The sequence below is a fragment of the Paraburkholderia azotifigens genome, assembly GCF_007995085.1.
Lineage (GTDB): Bacteria > Pseudomonadota > Gammaproteobacteria > Burkholderiales > Burkholderiaceae > Paraburkholderia > Paraburkholderia azotifigens.
The window spans coordinates 1,005,177-1,019,736 of the sequence record NZ_VOQS01000001.1 but is presented as its reverse complement, the minus strand read 5'-3'; the positions used below and the strand labels follow the sequence as shown (position 1 = coordinate 1,019,736).

Annotated in this window: 14 protein-coding genes and 1 pseudogene; 11 read left to right on the top strand and 4 right to left on the bottom strand. The window is 62.4% G+C overall.

What is annotated here, in order from left to right; genetic code table 11:
* Window positions 1-136 precede the first annotated feature (136 nt).
* Window positions 137-982: a carbon-nitrogen hydrolase family protein gene (locus FRZ40_RS04510; RefSeq protein ID WP_028370452.1), complete on the bottom strand. Its 846-nt coding sequence runs from the start codon at window positions 980-982 to the stop codon at window positions 137-139.
* A gap of 223 nt (window positions 983-1,205) precedes the next feature.
* Here FRZ40_RS04510 and FRZ40_RS04505 point away from each other — a divergent pair, with 223 nt between their 5' ends.
* Complete coding sequence (locus FRZ40_RS04505) at window positions 1,206-2,024, top strand: response regulator transcription factor (RefSeq protein ID WP_028370451.1); 819 nt, start codon at window positions 1,206-1,208, stop codon at window positions 2,022-2,024.
* A gap of 69 nt (window positions 2,025-2,093) precedes the next feature.
* Here FRZ40_RS04505 and FRZ40_RS04500 read toward each other — a convergent pair whose 3' ends face one another.
* Both FRZ40_RS04500 and FRZ40_RS04495 read right to left on the bottom strand, forming a co-directional pair.
* The gene (locus FRZ40_RS04500) at window positions 2,094-2,771 is read right to left on the bottom strand and encodes an outer membrane lipoprotein (RefSeq protein ID WP_028370450.1); all 678 of its coding nucleotides are present in this window, start codon (window positions 2,769-2,771) and stop codon (window positions 2,094-2,096) included.
* Between the two features lie 163 nt (window positions 2,772-2,934).
* A complete protein-coding gene (locus FRZ40_RS04495; RefSeq protein WP_035543740.1) occupies window positions 2,935-3,186 on the bottom strand; it encodes a hypothetical protein in 252 nt (83 codons plus the stop codon).
* Window positions 3,187-3,341: 155 nt separating this feature from the next.
* On the opposite strand from FRZ40_RS04495, the gene FRZ40_RS04490 reads away from it, so the two are divergent.
* The 10 genes and pseudogenes from FRZ40_RS04490 (at window position 3,342) to FRZ40_RS04445 (ending at window position 12,410) form a co-directional block, all read left to right on the top strand.
* Window positions 3,342-3,743 carry a DnaJ family domain-containing protein gene (locus FRZ40_RS04490; protein WP_028370449.1) on the top strand — a complete coding sequence of 134 codons (402 nt, stop codon included), beginning with the start codon at window positions 3,342-3,344 and terminating at the stop codon, window positions 3,741-3,743.
* Window positions 3,740-4,411: a tRNA adenosine(34) deaminase TadA gene (gene tadA / locus FRZ40_RS04485; RefSeq protein ID WP_081767699.1), complete on the top strand. Its 672-nt coding sequence runs from the start codon at window positions 3,740-3,742 to the stop codon at window positions 4,409-4,411. Before FRZ40_RS04490 ends, tadA begins: the two co-directional genes overlap by 4 nt.
* Before the next feature lie 13 nt (window positions 4,412-4,424).
* The gene (ldcA, locus tag FRZ40_RS04480) at window positions 4,425-5,351 is read left to right on the top strand and encodes a muramoyltetrapeptide carboxypeptidase (RefSeq protein WP_028370447.1); all 927 of its coding nucleotides are present in this window, start codon (window positions 4,425-4,427) and stop codon (window positions 5,349-5,351) included.
* Window positions 5,352-5,674: 323 nt separating this feature from the next.
* Window positions 5,675-6,391, top strand: coding sequence for a GntR family transcriptional regulator (locus tag FRZ40_RS04475; protein ID WP_028370446.1), 717 nt, complete (start codon window positions 5,675-5,677; stop codon window positions 6,389-6,391).
* Between the two features lie 385 nt (window positions 6,392-6,776).
* A complete protein-coding gene (locus FRZ40_RS04470; RefSeq protein ID WP_147233492.1) occupies window positions 6,777-8,273 on the top strand; it encodes an NCS1 family nucleobase:cation symporter-1 in 1,497 nt (498 codons plus the stop codon).
* 42 nt (window positions 8,274-8,315) lie between these two features.
* Complete coding sequence (locus tag FRZ40_RS04465; RefSeq protein WP_147233491.1) at window positions 8,316-9,182, top strand: aspartate/glutamate racemase family protein; 867 nt, start codon at window positions 8,316-8,318, stop codon at window positions 9,180-9,182.
* Between the two features lie 156 nt (window positions 9,183-9,338).
* Entirely contained in the window at window positions 9,339-10,292 is a 954-nt protein-coding gene (gene puuE, locus FRZ40_RS04460; RefSeq protein ID WP_147234767.1) for an allantoinase PuuE, read from the top strand.
* Entirely contained in the window at window positions 10,289-10,810 is a 522-nt protein-coding gene (gene uraD, locus FRZ40_RS04455; protein ID WP_028370442.1) for a 2-oxo-4-hydroxy-4-carboxy-5-ureidoimidazoline decarboxylase, read from the top strand. The genes puuE and uraD overlap by 4 nt, the downstream gene beginning before the upstream one ends.
* A 78-nt stretch (window positions 10,811-10,888) precedes the next feature.
* Window positions 10,889-11,901 (top strand): annotated as a pseudogene (gene alc, locus FRZ40_RS04450) (allantoicase).
* Window positions 11,898-12,410 (top strand): ureidoglycolate lyase, encoded by a 513-nt coding sequence (locus FRZ40_RS04445; protein ID WP_028370440.1) that lies wholly within the window; start codon window positions 11,898-11,900, stop codon window positions 12,408-12,410. Before alc ends, FRZ40_RS04445 begins: the two are co-directional and overlap by 4 nt.
* Window positions 12,411-13,361: 951 nt before the next feature.
* Here the strand turns inward: FRZ40_RS04445 and FRZ40_RS04440 are convergent.
* Entirely contained in the window at window positions 13,362-14,552 is a 1,191-nt protein-coding gene (locus FRZ40_RS04440; RefSeq protein ID WP_028370405.1) for a urate hydroxylase PuuD, read from the bottom strand.
* Between the last annotated feature and the right edge of the window lie 8 nt (window positions 14,553-14,560).

Here is a 14,560-nt window from a genome sequence, read left to right as displayed (position 1 = left end):
GCCGATATGAATGTCGTTTGGATGCCTTATGACTGGCATTTCTGACGGGCATGAACGGTAGTGCAGTGGACGCGAGCCCGCGCGCGTGAGGCGCCTGCTCCACGCGTTGCTTCCTGCACCAAAGTGCTGAATGCGTTTAGTCGTTACGCCGGCGGCGCGCTTCGATCATCAGCGCACGACGACCGTTCGACTGTTCGACGGGCACGAGACCGAGCGGCACGCGCGCATCGTGCAGATAGTTGTAGTGTTCGCGGCTCGCTTCGAGACGCTTCAGGTCGATATCGGCTTTCGTCACCGTTTCGTCGCCGCCCAGTTCGAGTACGGTTTCGCCGAACGGATCGACAAGCGCGGACAGGCCGGGAAAGGTCAGGTTGTCGTCGCCGGAGCCGCAACGGTTCACCATCAGCGCGAACATCTGGTTCTCCATCGCACGCGCCTGGATTGCGCGGCGATGCACGGGACCGAACGGGTCCATGTTGCCGTTCGTGACGATCAGCAGATCGGCGTCGAGCGCGGCGACGGCGCGGGCGGATTCGGGAAATTCGATGTCGTAGCAGATCAGCAGGCCGACCGTGAGGCCGTTCCACATGCAGGTTTCGAAGCGGTCTCCCGGCGTGAACACGCCGACATCCGATGCCCACAGATGCGTCTTGCGATAGCGCAGCGCAATCTCGCCGCGTTCGTCGACGAGCACGGTCGTGTTGTAGAACTGCGAGCCGTCGCGTTCGGCGAGGCCCACCGCAACCGCGAAGCCTTTCTGGCGAGCGGCGTCGCGCACGGCAGAGAGCGCGGGACCGTCGAGCGTCTGGGCGACGTCGGCGATGTTCTCGCGTGTCGGAAAACCCGACAGCGTGGTCTCCGGAAACACGATCAGCTTCGTGCCGCCTGCCAGGTCGACGCGTTCGATGGTCTCGACGACCTTGCGCGTGTTGTGCGCGACGTCGCTGTCGATCAGCGCGAGTTGCGCCAGTTCTACCTGCATGTTGCTGCCTCCTTCCAGATGCCTTTCCATGGCGCGCCGCACGCGGTGTATGCACTTCGGTGCAGTGCACTTTGCTGTAATGCACTTTGCTGCGTGTTTCCGCGCGATTCTTGTGCAGCGAAGAATAGTGCGTGCGCGCCTGCCTGTCGTATTGGGAGCGATTATCGGGGTATTATTTTTGTCCGCAAATTACCCACGAGGGTTACCCTCGCCGGAGGACACGATGGACTTCGAATGGCGAGATCTCGCTTTTCATCGGGAGATCGGTTCGGCCATCGACGCCCTCGATGGTCCGCATTTCTGGGCGCGTCTCACGCGCGTGCTCGAACGGCATGTCGGTTTCGACAGCTGGGTCGCGCTGCGCTTTCATCGCGATGCCGCGCCGCTCGTGCTCGCCGAGCAGGCGATGCCCGACGGCAAGATCGATCTGATGTTCCAGGATTATCTGGCTGCCCTTTATCAGCTCGATCCGTTCTATCTTGCCGCGTTCGAAACGCAGGCGTCGGGTTTCTACACGCTCGCCGACGTCGCGCCCGACAACTTCCGCATGACCGAGTACTACCAGCGGTACTTCAAGAAGAACATCGTCGGCGACGAGGTGCACTTTAATGTCGTGATCGATCGCGATCACACGATGGGCTTTTCACTCGGCAAGACGAGCCGTTATGACGAGCGCGAGATCGCGCTGCTCACGTTGTACTCGCCGTGGGTGCTCGCGTTGATGCAGCAGCGCTTGCGCTTCGAAAAGTTCGTCGCCGAAGCGGCGCAGCCTGAGGCGGAGAGCGAAGCGCCCGATCTGCATGCGCGCTTCGGCATGCTGACGGGCAAGAGCGGGCGCGGCGCGTTGACGGCGCGCGAGATCGAAGTGGCGATGCTGTCGTTGAGCGGATTTTCGTCGCGTGCTATTGCGGAGAAGCTGTCGATCTCGTTCGAAACCGTGCGCGTGCACAAGAAGCATATTTACGCGAAGCTCGGCGTCGGATCGCAGTCCGAATTATTTGCGATGTTCTATGAGCCGGGGAGGACGGTCGAGCCGGAGTAGCAGCATGGTGTGCCTTCGACGCGCGCTGCGCTCATCGCGTGAGCGCACGCGCGTCGTGGTCCTGAACGCTTAGTAGCGGTCGAGCCGGTTGCCCGCGATGCGCACGCGATCGCCAGGATGCAGGTCGCCGGGCGAGCCGACATCGAAGGCGCGCGTCGAGCCGTCGTTCAACTGGACCGCGATCCGGTAGCCGCCCGGCGACGACGCACCCGCCTGCTGACCCAGTTGATTGCCCGCGACGGCGCCGCCCAGCACGCCGATCGCGGTTGCCGCGTCCCGCCCGTGGCCGCGTCCGAACTGATTGCCGATTACGCCGCCCACGACCGCGCCGATCACCGTGCCCGCGACGCCGCCCGCCGTCACGGAACCGGGATTCGCCAGAGGCTGGATCGAGGACACGACGCCGTATTGCTCGCCATAACCGTAGCCCTGCTGCGGTTGCGGCTGCTGCTGATAGGCCTGATTATTCTGCCAGCCGGACTGATCGTCGTAGCCGGGTTGCTGGTACTGCGGCTGTTGCGCGTACGGCTGCTGATACTGCGGCGGCTGCGTGTAGCCGGGCTGTGCATAGACGGGTTGCGCGGGCTGCGTGGCGTAGCCCGAACCGTACGACGAGCCGTACTGTGAGCCATAAGTCGAGCCATAAGGCGAATTGCCGGGAACGACGCAGCCTGCGAGCGGCAGCGTGATGCAGAGCGCGAGCAGCGTCGTTCTGACGAGAGGGCGAGCAAAACGGGTGTGGGTCATGTTACGTATTGGTCGTGGCGCCACCAGCTGTGGACGGCGACGAGTATAGGGAAACGCGCATCGCTATTGACATGCGGGCTGCGTAACAGTGTGTAAATTGCGCGCGCGCTAAAAACGGTTTGCGAAACGCTCGCGCGCGAGCAGAGAACGAGAGGACGAACGATCAGAAGTGAAAGCCGATGCCGCAGTTGCCGCCGAAGCCACCGCTTCCACCTGCAATGCCGCAGAACACGCCGCAGCCCGACAGCGCCATCGACAACCCGGCACCCACGATCAGCGCGGCGAATTTGCGCACGGGCGGAAATGCGCGGAAGGCTTGCCTGGCGCCCAACAGCACGCCGACGCGCGAACGGCGCCGGGTGGGTTGATTCGAATGAATCGGGACAATCGCGGTAGAAAATGGACGATGAGACATGGCAGGGCAAAAGGGCAAAACCGACAACCATATCTCGGCCCAGAAAGCCATCCCATACGACAAATCCTAATCCTGGGTGTGTCCTCTAGGCGTCTGACAAATCCATTTCGCAGCACCCTGATAAAATGGCGGAGCCGCAACGTAGTGGATTGCAAATGAAATTGCTTGATGCACTTGTCGAACAACGGATTGCCGCCGCCGCCGCGCGTGGCGAGTTCGATGATTTGCCGGGAGCCGGCGCGCCGCAGGTTCTCGATGACGACGCACTGGTGCCCGAGGAAGTTCGAGTAGCGAACCGCATTCTGAAGAATGCGGGTTTCGTGCCGCCTGCCGTCGAGCAGTTGCGGGCGCTGCGCGACCTGCAGAACGAACTCGATGCTGTCGGCGACCGCAGCACGCGCTGTCGTCTGCAGGCAAAGATGCTGGCGCTCGATATGGCACTGGAATCGCTGCGCGGCGGCCCGCTGACCATGCCGCGCGAGTACTGCCGGCGTATCGCCGAGCGCCTGTCGGAGCGCGTTGCGGAAGATCCCGCCGCCGACGCGGGGCCGGCGTGAGCGTTGGCGTCGATCCGGCCGGGTTGCCGTCCCCTGTATCCGTTTCTTCCGGCGATTTGCATGACGCGTCGCCCGTTGACGCAGTCGCGCCGTGTGGTACGGCCGTCAGCGTCGCCGCACAACAACCTGTCACTTTTTCCGAACGGGATCGCCGCTTCATGGCGCTCGCGCAGGCCGCCGCCGAAGAGGCGCGCGCGGCGGGCGAGGTGCCCGTCGGCGCGGTGCTGGTCCGCGGCGACGAAGTGATCGCGAAGGGCTTCAATCATCCCATCGGCGGTCACGATCCTTCCGCACATGCCGAAATGGCCGCGCTGCGCGCCGCCTCGCAGACACTCGAGAATTACCGGCTGCCGGGCTGCGAACTCTATGTGACGCTCGAGCCGTGCCTGATGTGCGCGGGCGCGATCATGCACGCGCGCATCGCCCGCGTCGTGTTCGGCGCGCGCGATCCGAAGACGGGCGCTTGCGGCAGTGTCGTCGATGCATTCGCCAATCCGCAATTGAACCATCACACGACGGTGGTCGGCGGCGTGCTCGAAGAGGAGTGCGGCGCTGCGCTGCGCTCGTTTTTCGCGGACCGCCGACGCGCCTCGCGCGAAGCCCGCGCAGCGCTGAAGAACGGCTCCGGCGCCGCCGACGTGCTCAAGAACAACACTCCGATCAACTGACCGCTCACCGCACATGGCCAGGCATCGCACCATCGAACTGATTGCGCCTTCGGGCTATCCGCACGATCCCAATGCCATCCACGTCGCGCTGAAGCGCCTGCGCGCGCAAGGGCATCACGTTGAAAACGTGAGTGCGACGCAGCGGCGGTTTCAACGTTTCGCGGGCACGGATGGCGAGCGCGCGGCGGAATTGAACCGTCTGGCCGATCCGTCGCGGGATTTGCCCGATATCGTGCTCGCCGTGCGCGGCGGGTATGGCGCGGTGCGTATCCTGCACGGACTCGACTATCGCGGCCTGCAGCGCCGCCTGCGCGATCAGCCGATCGCGTTCTGCGGACACAGCGATTTCACGGCGTTGCAACTGGCGCTGCTTTCGCAGGCGGGCGTGACGACCTTCGGCGGTCCGATGCTGGCTGTCGATTTCGGTGCGGAAAACGTCAGCGATTTCACGATGAAGAACTTCTGGCACGCGCTGACGTCGGAGACGTTCACCGTGTCCGGTCCGACGCCGCAGGCGCAGACCGTCGATGTCACGGGCACGTTGTGGGGCGGCAATCTGGCCGTGCTTGCGTCGCTGGTCGGCTCGCCGTATATGCCGCCCGTGGAAGGCGGCATTCTGTTCGTCGAGGATGTGAACGAGCAGCCGTTCCGGATCGAGCGTCTGATCTATCAGCTGCATCTGGCGGGGATTCTCGAGCGGCAGCAGGCGCTGGTGCTCGGCGACTTTTCGGGCGGCAAGGCGTTCGACTACGACAATGGCTACGACCTGCGCACCATGGTTGAGCAGGTGAGATCGGTGATCGGCGTTCCCATCGTGACGGGTCTGCAATTCGGCCATATTCCCGATATGGTGACGTTGCCGGTCGGCGCTGATGCGCATCTCGTTGCGGGGGCGCATGGGTTCAAGCTGACGGTGTCGGGGCATCCTGTGCTCGATTGAGAGCGAGTTGTCGCGCATGCCAGCGAAGGCGAGATCGGCTCGCCTTTATTTTTCCACGTCGAATGCAACTAACGGTCTTGTTTTTTCTGATACCCAAAGACGAACGCCCGCCGCTGGACTCAGATTTTGTCGACAAAATAGCTTGCAAAGCAGGGGCCATCAATCAGTCTATGCGCGCGCAACGCCCACCGGAAAGGCTTGGCCACGATTTCGATCACTTTTGGGCACGGCAGTCCAAACCAAAATTGTCGAAAATCGGCTGGCTAAATTGTTGACAATTTTTATGTCCATCCTAAGATGGACTCCATAACACGACGATCATCATGTCCGAGACACTCAACGCAGCCTTGAGCAGCACGAAACCCGAAGCGATCGCCGAGCGCATTCGCGCCGCGATCCTCGAGCATCGGCTCGCCCCTGGCGCGAAATTGACGGAAGCCCAGTTGTGCGAAGTGTTTGGCGTGAAGCGCAGCGCGATCCGCCAGGCGCTGGCCCAGTTGGCCACCGACCGCCTCGTCGATCTGGAGCCGAACCGCGGCGCATTCGTCGCGAGTCCGTCGCTGCAGGAAGTGCATGAAGTGTTCGAGATGCGCCGCATCATCGAGCTGGCCGTGGTCGACAAGATTTGCGCGAGCCAGGGCTCGCGGCGCTTGAAGAACATCGGCGGAATGATCGCGCGGGAGCGCAAGGCGTTCGAATCGCGCGATTTTCCGGCGTGGATCCGGTTGTCGGGCGAGTTCCACACGGAGCTCGCATCGCTGACGGGCAACACGGTGCTGTGCGATTGCCTGGGCGGGCTGGTGGCGCGCTCGACGCTGATCTCGGCGCTGTACGAATCGCTCGGCCGCAGTCCGTGTTCGTTCGAAGACCACGAAGCGATCCTCGCCGCGCTCGACGCAGGCGACGCCAAAACAGCGGGCGCGCTGATGTCGCGCCATCTGCAGAGCGTGGAGTTGAAGATGCTGGATCGGCCGGCGAGCGGTGGGGCCGATCTGCACGAAGTATTCGGCATGCGCGCGCCCAAAGGCGCCGCCGGCTGACGATTGTCGGGCTGGCGCCTGCCCGCGCCTGCGGGCGGTGCGCGCCGCACCGAAATGAACGGTGATTGACCAGAAAGTCGACCTGTCGATCCACAGGGCGATTGCGATCTGACCGGATGCGAGCTACACCCGCTCGCGTCGAGACCGAAAGGCCGTAAGGCGATGGACGCTCATCAGGCGCCCACGCTCACACGGCGAAGCCTTGCAGGTAGGCGCGGAATGCCTGCCGGGCCATCAAAACAAGTACGTAAGTACGGAGACATCCGCGGCAACCTGTACGCGATACGCATCGGCCCATGCCACATAGTGGGCGTGCCGTGCGCCTGGCATACACGATGCAGTGCCCGTCGATCGACCTCGACGTACCCATCCCCAGGAGGAATTCATGGCTCAGTTCAGTGCAGCACCGGATAGTTCGGCAATTCCCGATTACGAGAGCGGCGCGCAAGGCGGTCATGCGCTGCCCGCAGGCTACAGCGAACGCCTGTACAACGAAGACCTCGCGCCGCTCAAGCATCAGACGTGGGGCGCCTACAACATCTTCGCGTTCTGGATGTCGGACGTGCATAGCGTCGGCGGCTACGTGTTCGCGGGTAGCCTCTTCGCCCTCGGTCTCACGAGCTGGCAGGTGCTGATTGCGCTGCTGGTCGGCATCACGATCGTCAACCTGCTGTGCAACATGATCGCGAAGCCGAGCCAGCAGAACGGCGTGCCGTATCCCGTCGCATGCCGCGCGACTTTCGGCGTGCTGGGCGCCAACGTTCCCGCCGTGATCCGCGGGCTGATTGCCGTCGCGTGGTACGGCATCCAGACGTATCTGGCATCGAGCGCGCTCGTGATCGTCGTGCTGAAATTCTTCCCGCAGTTGCTGCCGTACGCGGACGTCCATCATCACGGCTTCATGGGCCTGTCGACGGTCGGCTGGACCGGCTTCATGCTGCTGTGGGTGCTGCAGGCACTCGTGTTCTGGAACGGCATGGAGACGATCAAGAAGTTCATCGACTTCGCCGGTCCCGCCGTGTATGTGGTGATGTTCATTCTCGCGGGCTACATGATCTGGCGTGCAGGCTGGCAGAACATCGGCATCAACCTGGGCGGCGTGAAGTATCACGGCATGGAAGTGATCCCGGTGATGATCACGGCGATCTCGCTGGTGGTGTCGTACTTCTCGGGCCCGATGCTGAACTTCGGCGACTTCTCGCGCTACGGCAAGAGCTTTCGCAGCGTCAAGCGCGGCAACTTCTGGGGCCTGCCCGTCAACTTCCTCGCGTTCTCGCTGGTGACGGTCGTCACGACGGCGGCGACGCTGCCCGTGTTCGGTGAACTGATCACCGATCCCGTCGAAACCGTGGGCCGCATCGACTACCCGACGGCCGTGATTCTCGGCGCGCTGACGTTCACGATCGCGACCATCGGCATCAACATCGTCGCCAACTTCGTGTCGCCTGCATTCGATTTCTCGAACGTTGCACCGAAGCTCATCAGCTGGCGTGCAGGCGGCATGCTGGCTGCAGTGGCATCGATTTTCATCACGCCGTGGAATCTGTTCAACAACCCGGCTGTCATCCACTACACACTCGACGTGCTCGGCAGCTTCATCGGACCTTTGTACGGCATCCTGATCGTCGATTTCTTCCTCGTGAAGCGTCAGAAGATCGTGCTCGATGATCTGTACACGGTATCGGAGAAAGGCTCGTACTGGTATCACAACGGCGTGAATTATCGTGCAGTCGCCGCGCTGCTGCCGGCTGCAGTGATTGCTGTGATCTGCGTGATGGTGCCGTCGTTGAATGGACTCGCGAATTTCTCCTGGTTCATCGGCGCAGGTCTCGGCGCGGTGTTTTACGGCGTGCTCGCACGCAACATGCAACGCGGTGCGTAAAGCGTGCATGACAGTTCATCAAATGCAGTAACGGGAGTCGACATGCGTATCAAACTGATCAACCCGAACACGACGCAACGGATGACGGAAGCGATGGGCCGTTGTGCGCGCGATGTCGTGGCGCCGGGCACGGAGCTGGTGGCGGTGAGCCCGACGATGGGCCCGCCGTCGATCGAAGGCTATTACGACGAGGCGCTTGCCACGCCGGGGCTGCTCGCGGAAATCGAAGCGGGCGAGCGCGAAGGCTTCGATGGTTATGTGATTGCATGTTTCGGGGATCCCGGCCTGTATGCGGCGCGTGAGCTGGCGCGCGGCCCGGTGATCGGCATCGCCGAGGCGGCGATGCATGCGGCGAGCGTGCTGGCGCCGGGGTTCTCGGTGGTGACGACGCTGTCGCGCACGTGCGGCATGGCCTGGCATCTGGCCGAGCGCTACGGCATGAAGCGCTTCTGCCGCAACGTGCGGGCAACTGACGTCGCCGTGCTCGAACTCGATCAACCCGGCTCGGCCGCGCGGCGCATCATTCTCGACGAGTGCCGCCGTGCGCTCGACGAGGATGGGTCGGATGCGATCGTGCTCGGCTGTGCAGGGATGGCCGAACTGTGCCGTGAAATCGAGGATGCGTTGGGCGCGCCCGTCGTCGAAGGCGTGACGGCCGCCGTAAAGTGGGTGGAAGCGCTCGTCGCGCTGCGGCTGGCGACCGCCAAGCGTGGCGATTACGCGAGGCCGCTGCGCAAGCGCTATGACGGCGAGTTTGCGCGCTTCAGCCCGACGGGCGAGCAGCCCGCTACGGCTTGCGTGGCTGGCCCGGCGCAGCACCTGCCCAGCGACGCGCTGCTGAGGGTTAACGCGAGCGCATTGCGCGCCGATCCCGCCGCCGATATTGCACCGCACATACACTCTGTCTGACATGCACTATCTGCCCGGGTGTATGGGCGCACCCGGGTGTTTTCGCTACACTGGTTCAACCCTGCCGGCCTTGCCGTAGCGCGTTTTCCCGCTTGCACGACGTCCGCCGGCGCATTTGCAGATCAACTGCTCGTCAACCGCTGCGCCATTCACATCATGTCACTCGACCCGAACTATCCGCGCGATCTGATCGGCTACGGCCGCCACCCCGTACAGGCAAACTGGCCAGGACGCGCGCGCGTCGCTGTCCAGTTCGTCCTTAACTACGAAGAGGGCGGCGAGAACTGCGTGCTGCACGGCGATCCGGGATCGGAGCAGTTCCTGTCGGAGATCGTGGGCGCGGCATCGTATCCAGCGCGTCACATGAGCATGGAGTCGATCTACGAATACGGTTCGCGCGCGGGCGTGTGGCGCATTCTGCGCGAGTTCGAAAAGCGCGGCCTGCCGCTGACGGTGTTCGGCGTCGGCATGGCGATCGAGCGGCATCCCGAGGTCGCGCGCGCGTTCGTCGAGCTGGGGCATGAGATCGCGTGTCATGGGTATCGCTGGATTCACTATCAGGACATGTCGCCCGAGCGTGAGGCCGAGCATATGCGCCTCGGCATGGAAGCGATCGAGCGTGTGACGGGCGAGCGGCCGCTCGGCTGGTACACGGGCCGCGACAGTCCCAATACGCATCGGCTCGTCGCCGAATACGGCGGTTTTCTGTACGACTCCGATAACTACGGCGATGACCTGCCTTTCTGGATGGATGTCGAAGTGACGGGCGGCGCGAAAGTGCCGCAACTGATCCTTCCGTACACGCTCGACACCAACGACATGCGTTTCGCCACGCCTCAAGGCTTCAACACGGCGGATCACTTCTTCACGTATCTGCGCGATGCATTCGACGTGCTCTACGAAGAGGGTGACGAAGCGCCGAAGATGCTGTCGATCGGCATGCACTGCCGGCTGCTCGGACGCCCCGGGCGCTTCCGCGCGCTGCAACGTTTCCTCGATCACATCGAAAAACACGAGCGCGTGTGGGTTACGCGCCGCGTCGATATCGCGCGGCACTGGCGCGAACATCATCCCTACCAGCAACAGAACAACCGCGGGGCGGCCGCATGAAGGCGATGCAATACACACTGGACCAATTGAACAGCATTTCGGCCGACGCGTTTGTCGCAGCGCTGTCGGGCATCTTCGAACATTCGCCGTGGGTCGCTGAAGCGGCGGCGGCGCAGCGCCCGTACGCGAGCATCGACGCATTGCACAAGACGATGTCGACTGCCGTCGAAACTGCGGGCGAGGCGAAGCAACTCGCGCTGATCAACGCTCACCCGGAGCTTGCGGGCAAGGCGGCCGTGCGCGGCGAACTGACGGCTGAATCGACGCGCGAACAGAGCGGCGCCGGGCTCGATCAATGCACGCAGGAGGAGTTCGACACGCTGCTGCGTCTGAATGCGGCGTATCGCGAGAAGTTCGGCTTTCCGTTCATTCTCGCCGTTCGCGGCTATGACCGGCACGGCATCATCGCGAACTTCGAAGCGCGTGTGAATCACAGCCGCGCCGACGAACTGCGCGCGAGCCTCGACCAGATCTACCGCATCGCGCGTTTCCGGCTCGACGATCTGATCGACGCGTGATCGACGCGTGATCGTCGCGACCGGATACACGTACTCGCGCTCATTCAAGGCAACAACCAGACAGCAAGGAAGACAACGATGGCACTCCCGATTCTCGATCCCAACGCTCCAGAATTCACACGCCGTTTCGTGAATCTCGCGGACCCGCGTCTTGGCGCGCAGGCGCTCGAAGCCAGCGACGATTTTTTCGCGCCGAAAGACCGCATGCTGAATCCGGAGCCGGCCGTTTCATTCCCGGCAAGTACGATGAGCACGGCAAGTGGATGGACGGCTGGGAAACGCGCCGCAAGCGCACGACGGGCTATGACTGGTGTGTCGTCAAGCTCGCGCGTCCGGGCGTGATCAAGGGCCTCGATATCGATACGAGCCACTTCACGGGCAACTTCCCGCCGGCGGCATCGGTGGAAGCGGCGCATGTGGTCGACGGCGCGCCGAACCAGTCGACGCAATGGACCGAGATCGTGCCGTCGACGACGCTGCAGGGCAACAGCCATCACTACGTCGACGTGAGCGATGCGAATGCGTACACGCACCTGCGCGTGAACATCTATCCGGACGGCGGCATTGCGCGTCTGCGCGTGTATGGTCAGCCGCAGGTCGATTGGGCGGGTGCGAGCCGTACCGATCTGTTCGATCTCGCCGCGATGGAAAACGGCGCATACCTGGTCGCCGCGAACAACCAGCATTTCGGCGCCGCATCGACGCTGCTGATGCCGGGCCGCGGCGTCAACATGGGCGATGGCTGGGAAACGCGCCGCCGTCGCGAGCCGGGCAACGACTGGGCGATCGTCGCGCTTGCGCAACCGGGTGTGATCAAGAAGATCGAAGTCGATACCGCGCACTTCAAGGGCAACTATCCGGATCGCTGCTCGATTCAGGCTGCGTACGTGACGGGCGGCACCGACAGTTCGCTGATCACGCAGGCGATGTTCTGGCCCGTGCTGCTTGGTGAGCAGAAGCTGCAGATGGACAAGCAGCACTTCTATGAAAGCGAAATCGCTGCGCTCGGTCCCGTCACGCATATCCGCTTCAACATCATTCCGGACGGTGGCGTGTCGCGTCTGCGTCTGTGGGGCACGCTCGCATCATGAAGACACTCGCCATCGAACCGCTGACACGCGAGGCATTCGCCCTGTTCGGCGACGTGATCGAACTGGAAGGCGCGAAGCAGATTCCGATCAATCTTGGCACGACGATCCGTTATCACGATCTGGCGCATGTCGATGTCACCGATGAAGGCGGACGGACGCTCGTCAATCTGTTTCGCGGACAGCCGCGCGTGCTGCCGTTCGAAGTCAAGATGATGGAGCGGCATCCGCTCGGCTCGCAGGCATTCATTCCGCTGAACGACAAGCCTTATCTCGTAGTGGTTGCGCCTCGCGGTGAACTCGTCGAGTCGGAGATTCGTGCTTTTGTCACAAGTGGATGGCAGGGCGTGAACTATGCGAAGGGGGTGTGGCATCATCCGCTGCTTTCGTTGGAGGAGGTGAGCGATTTCATCGTTGTTGATCGGGGTGGGGAGGGGCTTAATCTTCATGAGCTCGATCTGCGGGAATCGCTGTGGTTGACTGAAGAGGCTTTGAGTTCTGCTGTGGTGTGATCGCCTGCGGCGCTTTTTGCTTTTTGCTTTTTGCTTTTTGGTGTTTTGTTTTTGGAAAGCCCATTGCGGAGTGGATCTGCGGTGGGCTTTCTGGTTTTTTGCTGTCGGCGCTGATGTTGGTAAGGCAATTGTCTTGCTGCTTTTCGCTGGCATCCGCGTATTCGTATCTGTACTTCAGGCGTTGCCCCTGTGCGGGGCGGCACTTACTTTCTTTGCCGCCGCAAAGAAAGTAAGCAAAGAAAGCGGCTCACACCGCGAACGCTAGTCGTTGCCGGCGGGCCCCCCACGGGTCCCGCACTCCAGGCGGCATCAAGCTACTCACTGCCCGTTGCCAGCGCTCCTGGATTCGCATCCCCCACTTCGCATGCCCGCGTCACTTACCGCGTTACCAGGAAGTCCACCGCCGCCCAGGTGGCAAACTGTGTGTAGGCCGTCGCGATGGAAGTGCACCACTCCGGACTGAAAAGCGGGATCGGTGTCGTAGAAGCGCCAACGCGTAAGGTGCGACAACCTACACACCGTTTGCCACCTGGGCTGCACAGACGGATCGCTGCCGTTGGCTGCGCTACGGGTGACTGGAGTGGGTGATGCGCCTCTTAAAGGCGCTGGCAACGCACATGAAATAGCGCGATGCCGTGTGGAGCGCGGGACCCGTCGGGGGCCCGCCGGCAACGACTAGCGTTCGCGGTGTGAGCGGCTTTCTTTTGCCTACTTTTCTTTGCCGCGGCAAAGAAAAGTAGGTGCCGCCCCGCACAGGGGCAACGCGTGAAGTACCGATACGAAATCGCGGATGCCAACGCAACGGTAAAAAGCAAAAAGCAAAAAGCAAAAAGGCAAATGCCGCGAGTAAATCAGAACCAACCGGTCACAGACAAACAAAAAAAACGGGCCGCCGCATACACGACCAGCCCGTAAACCTTGGGGAAAAACCGGGCTCACACCCCTGACGATTCAGTGCGCACCGCCCTGAAACCAGGCGGCAATCTTCTGCCGTTCATCATCAGTCATATGCGTCACATTTCCAAGCGGCATCGCCTTCAACGTTACGGCCTGCTGATAGATGCGCTGTGCGTTCGTCGAAATCTCCTCCGGCGTATCCAGCAAGACACCGGCAGGCGCACTGCCCATCATCGAAGGATGCGCGGAATGACACGCAACGCAGCGCTGCTGCAACACAGGCACGATATCGGCAACTTTCACAACGGGTGCGTTGGCCGCCTCGGCGACAGGCACGACGGGCCGGGGCATCGTCCAGAAGAGCGCGCCGAACATCAGCGCGACACCGCCAAGCGGCAGATACCACAGCACCTGGCCGCGATGACGCATCACGAAGAACTGACGGATCAGCGCACCAGCCAGCATGATGACAACCAGCACCGCCCAGTTGTACGGATGCGTGTACGTCATCGCGTAGTGGTTCGACAGCATCGCGAACACCACGGGCAGCGTGAAATACGTGTTGTGCACCGAACGCTGCTTGCCGCGCTTGCCGTAGATCGGGTTCGGCGTGTCGCCCTTGAGCATCGCGTCGACCATCTTGCGCTGGCCGGGAATGATCACGAAGAACACGTTCGCCGACATGATCGTCGCCAGCATCGCGCCCATGATCAGATAGGCCGCGCGTCCCGCGAAGATGTGGCACGCGAGGTACGCTGCGATCAGCACGTAGAGGCCGACGCAGATGCCGAGCACCTTGTCCTTGCTGCCGAGCAACCGGCACAACGAGTCATACACGATCCAGCCCGCCGCAAGAAAGCCGAGCGCCGAGAAGATCGCGACGACGGGGCCCATGTCGAGCACGTTCTTGTCGATCAGATATGTGTTCGGCGCGAACAGATACAGCACCGTGAAGAGACCGAAGCCCGACAGCCACGTTGTGTACGACGGCCACTTCGACCAGTGCAGGTCGTCCGGCATTTCAGGCGGCGCGACGGTGTACTTCTGCATGTTGTAGAAGCCGCCGCCGTGCACGTGCCACAGCTCGCCGAACACGCCGCGCCGGCGCTGGTTCGGATCGGTCGGCGGTTTCAGGCTGTTGTCGAGCGCGACGAAATAGAACGATTCGCCGATCCAGGCGATCGCGGCGATAACGTGAAACCAGCGAATCGCGAGATTCAGCCAGTCAGTAACAAAGCCTTCCATGGAACTCC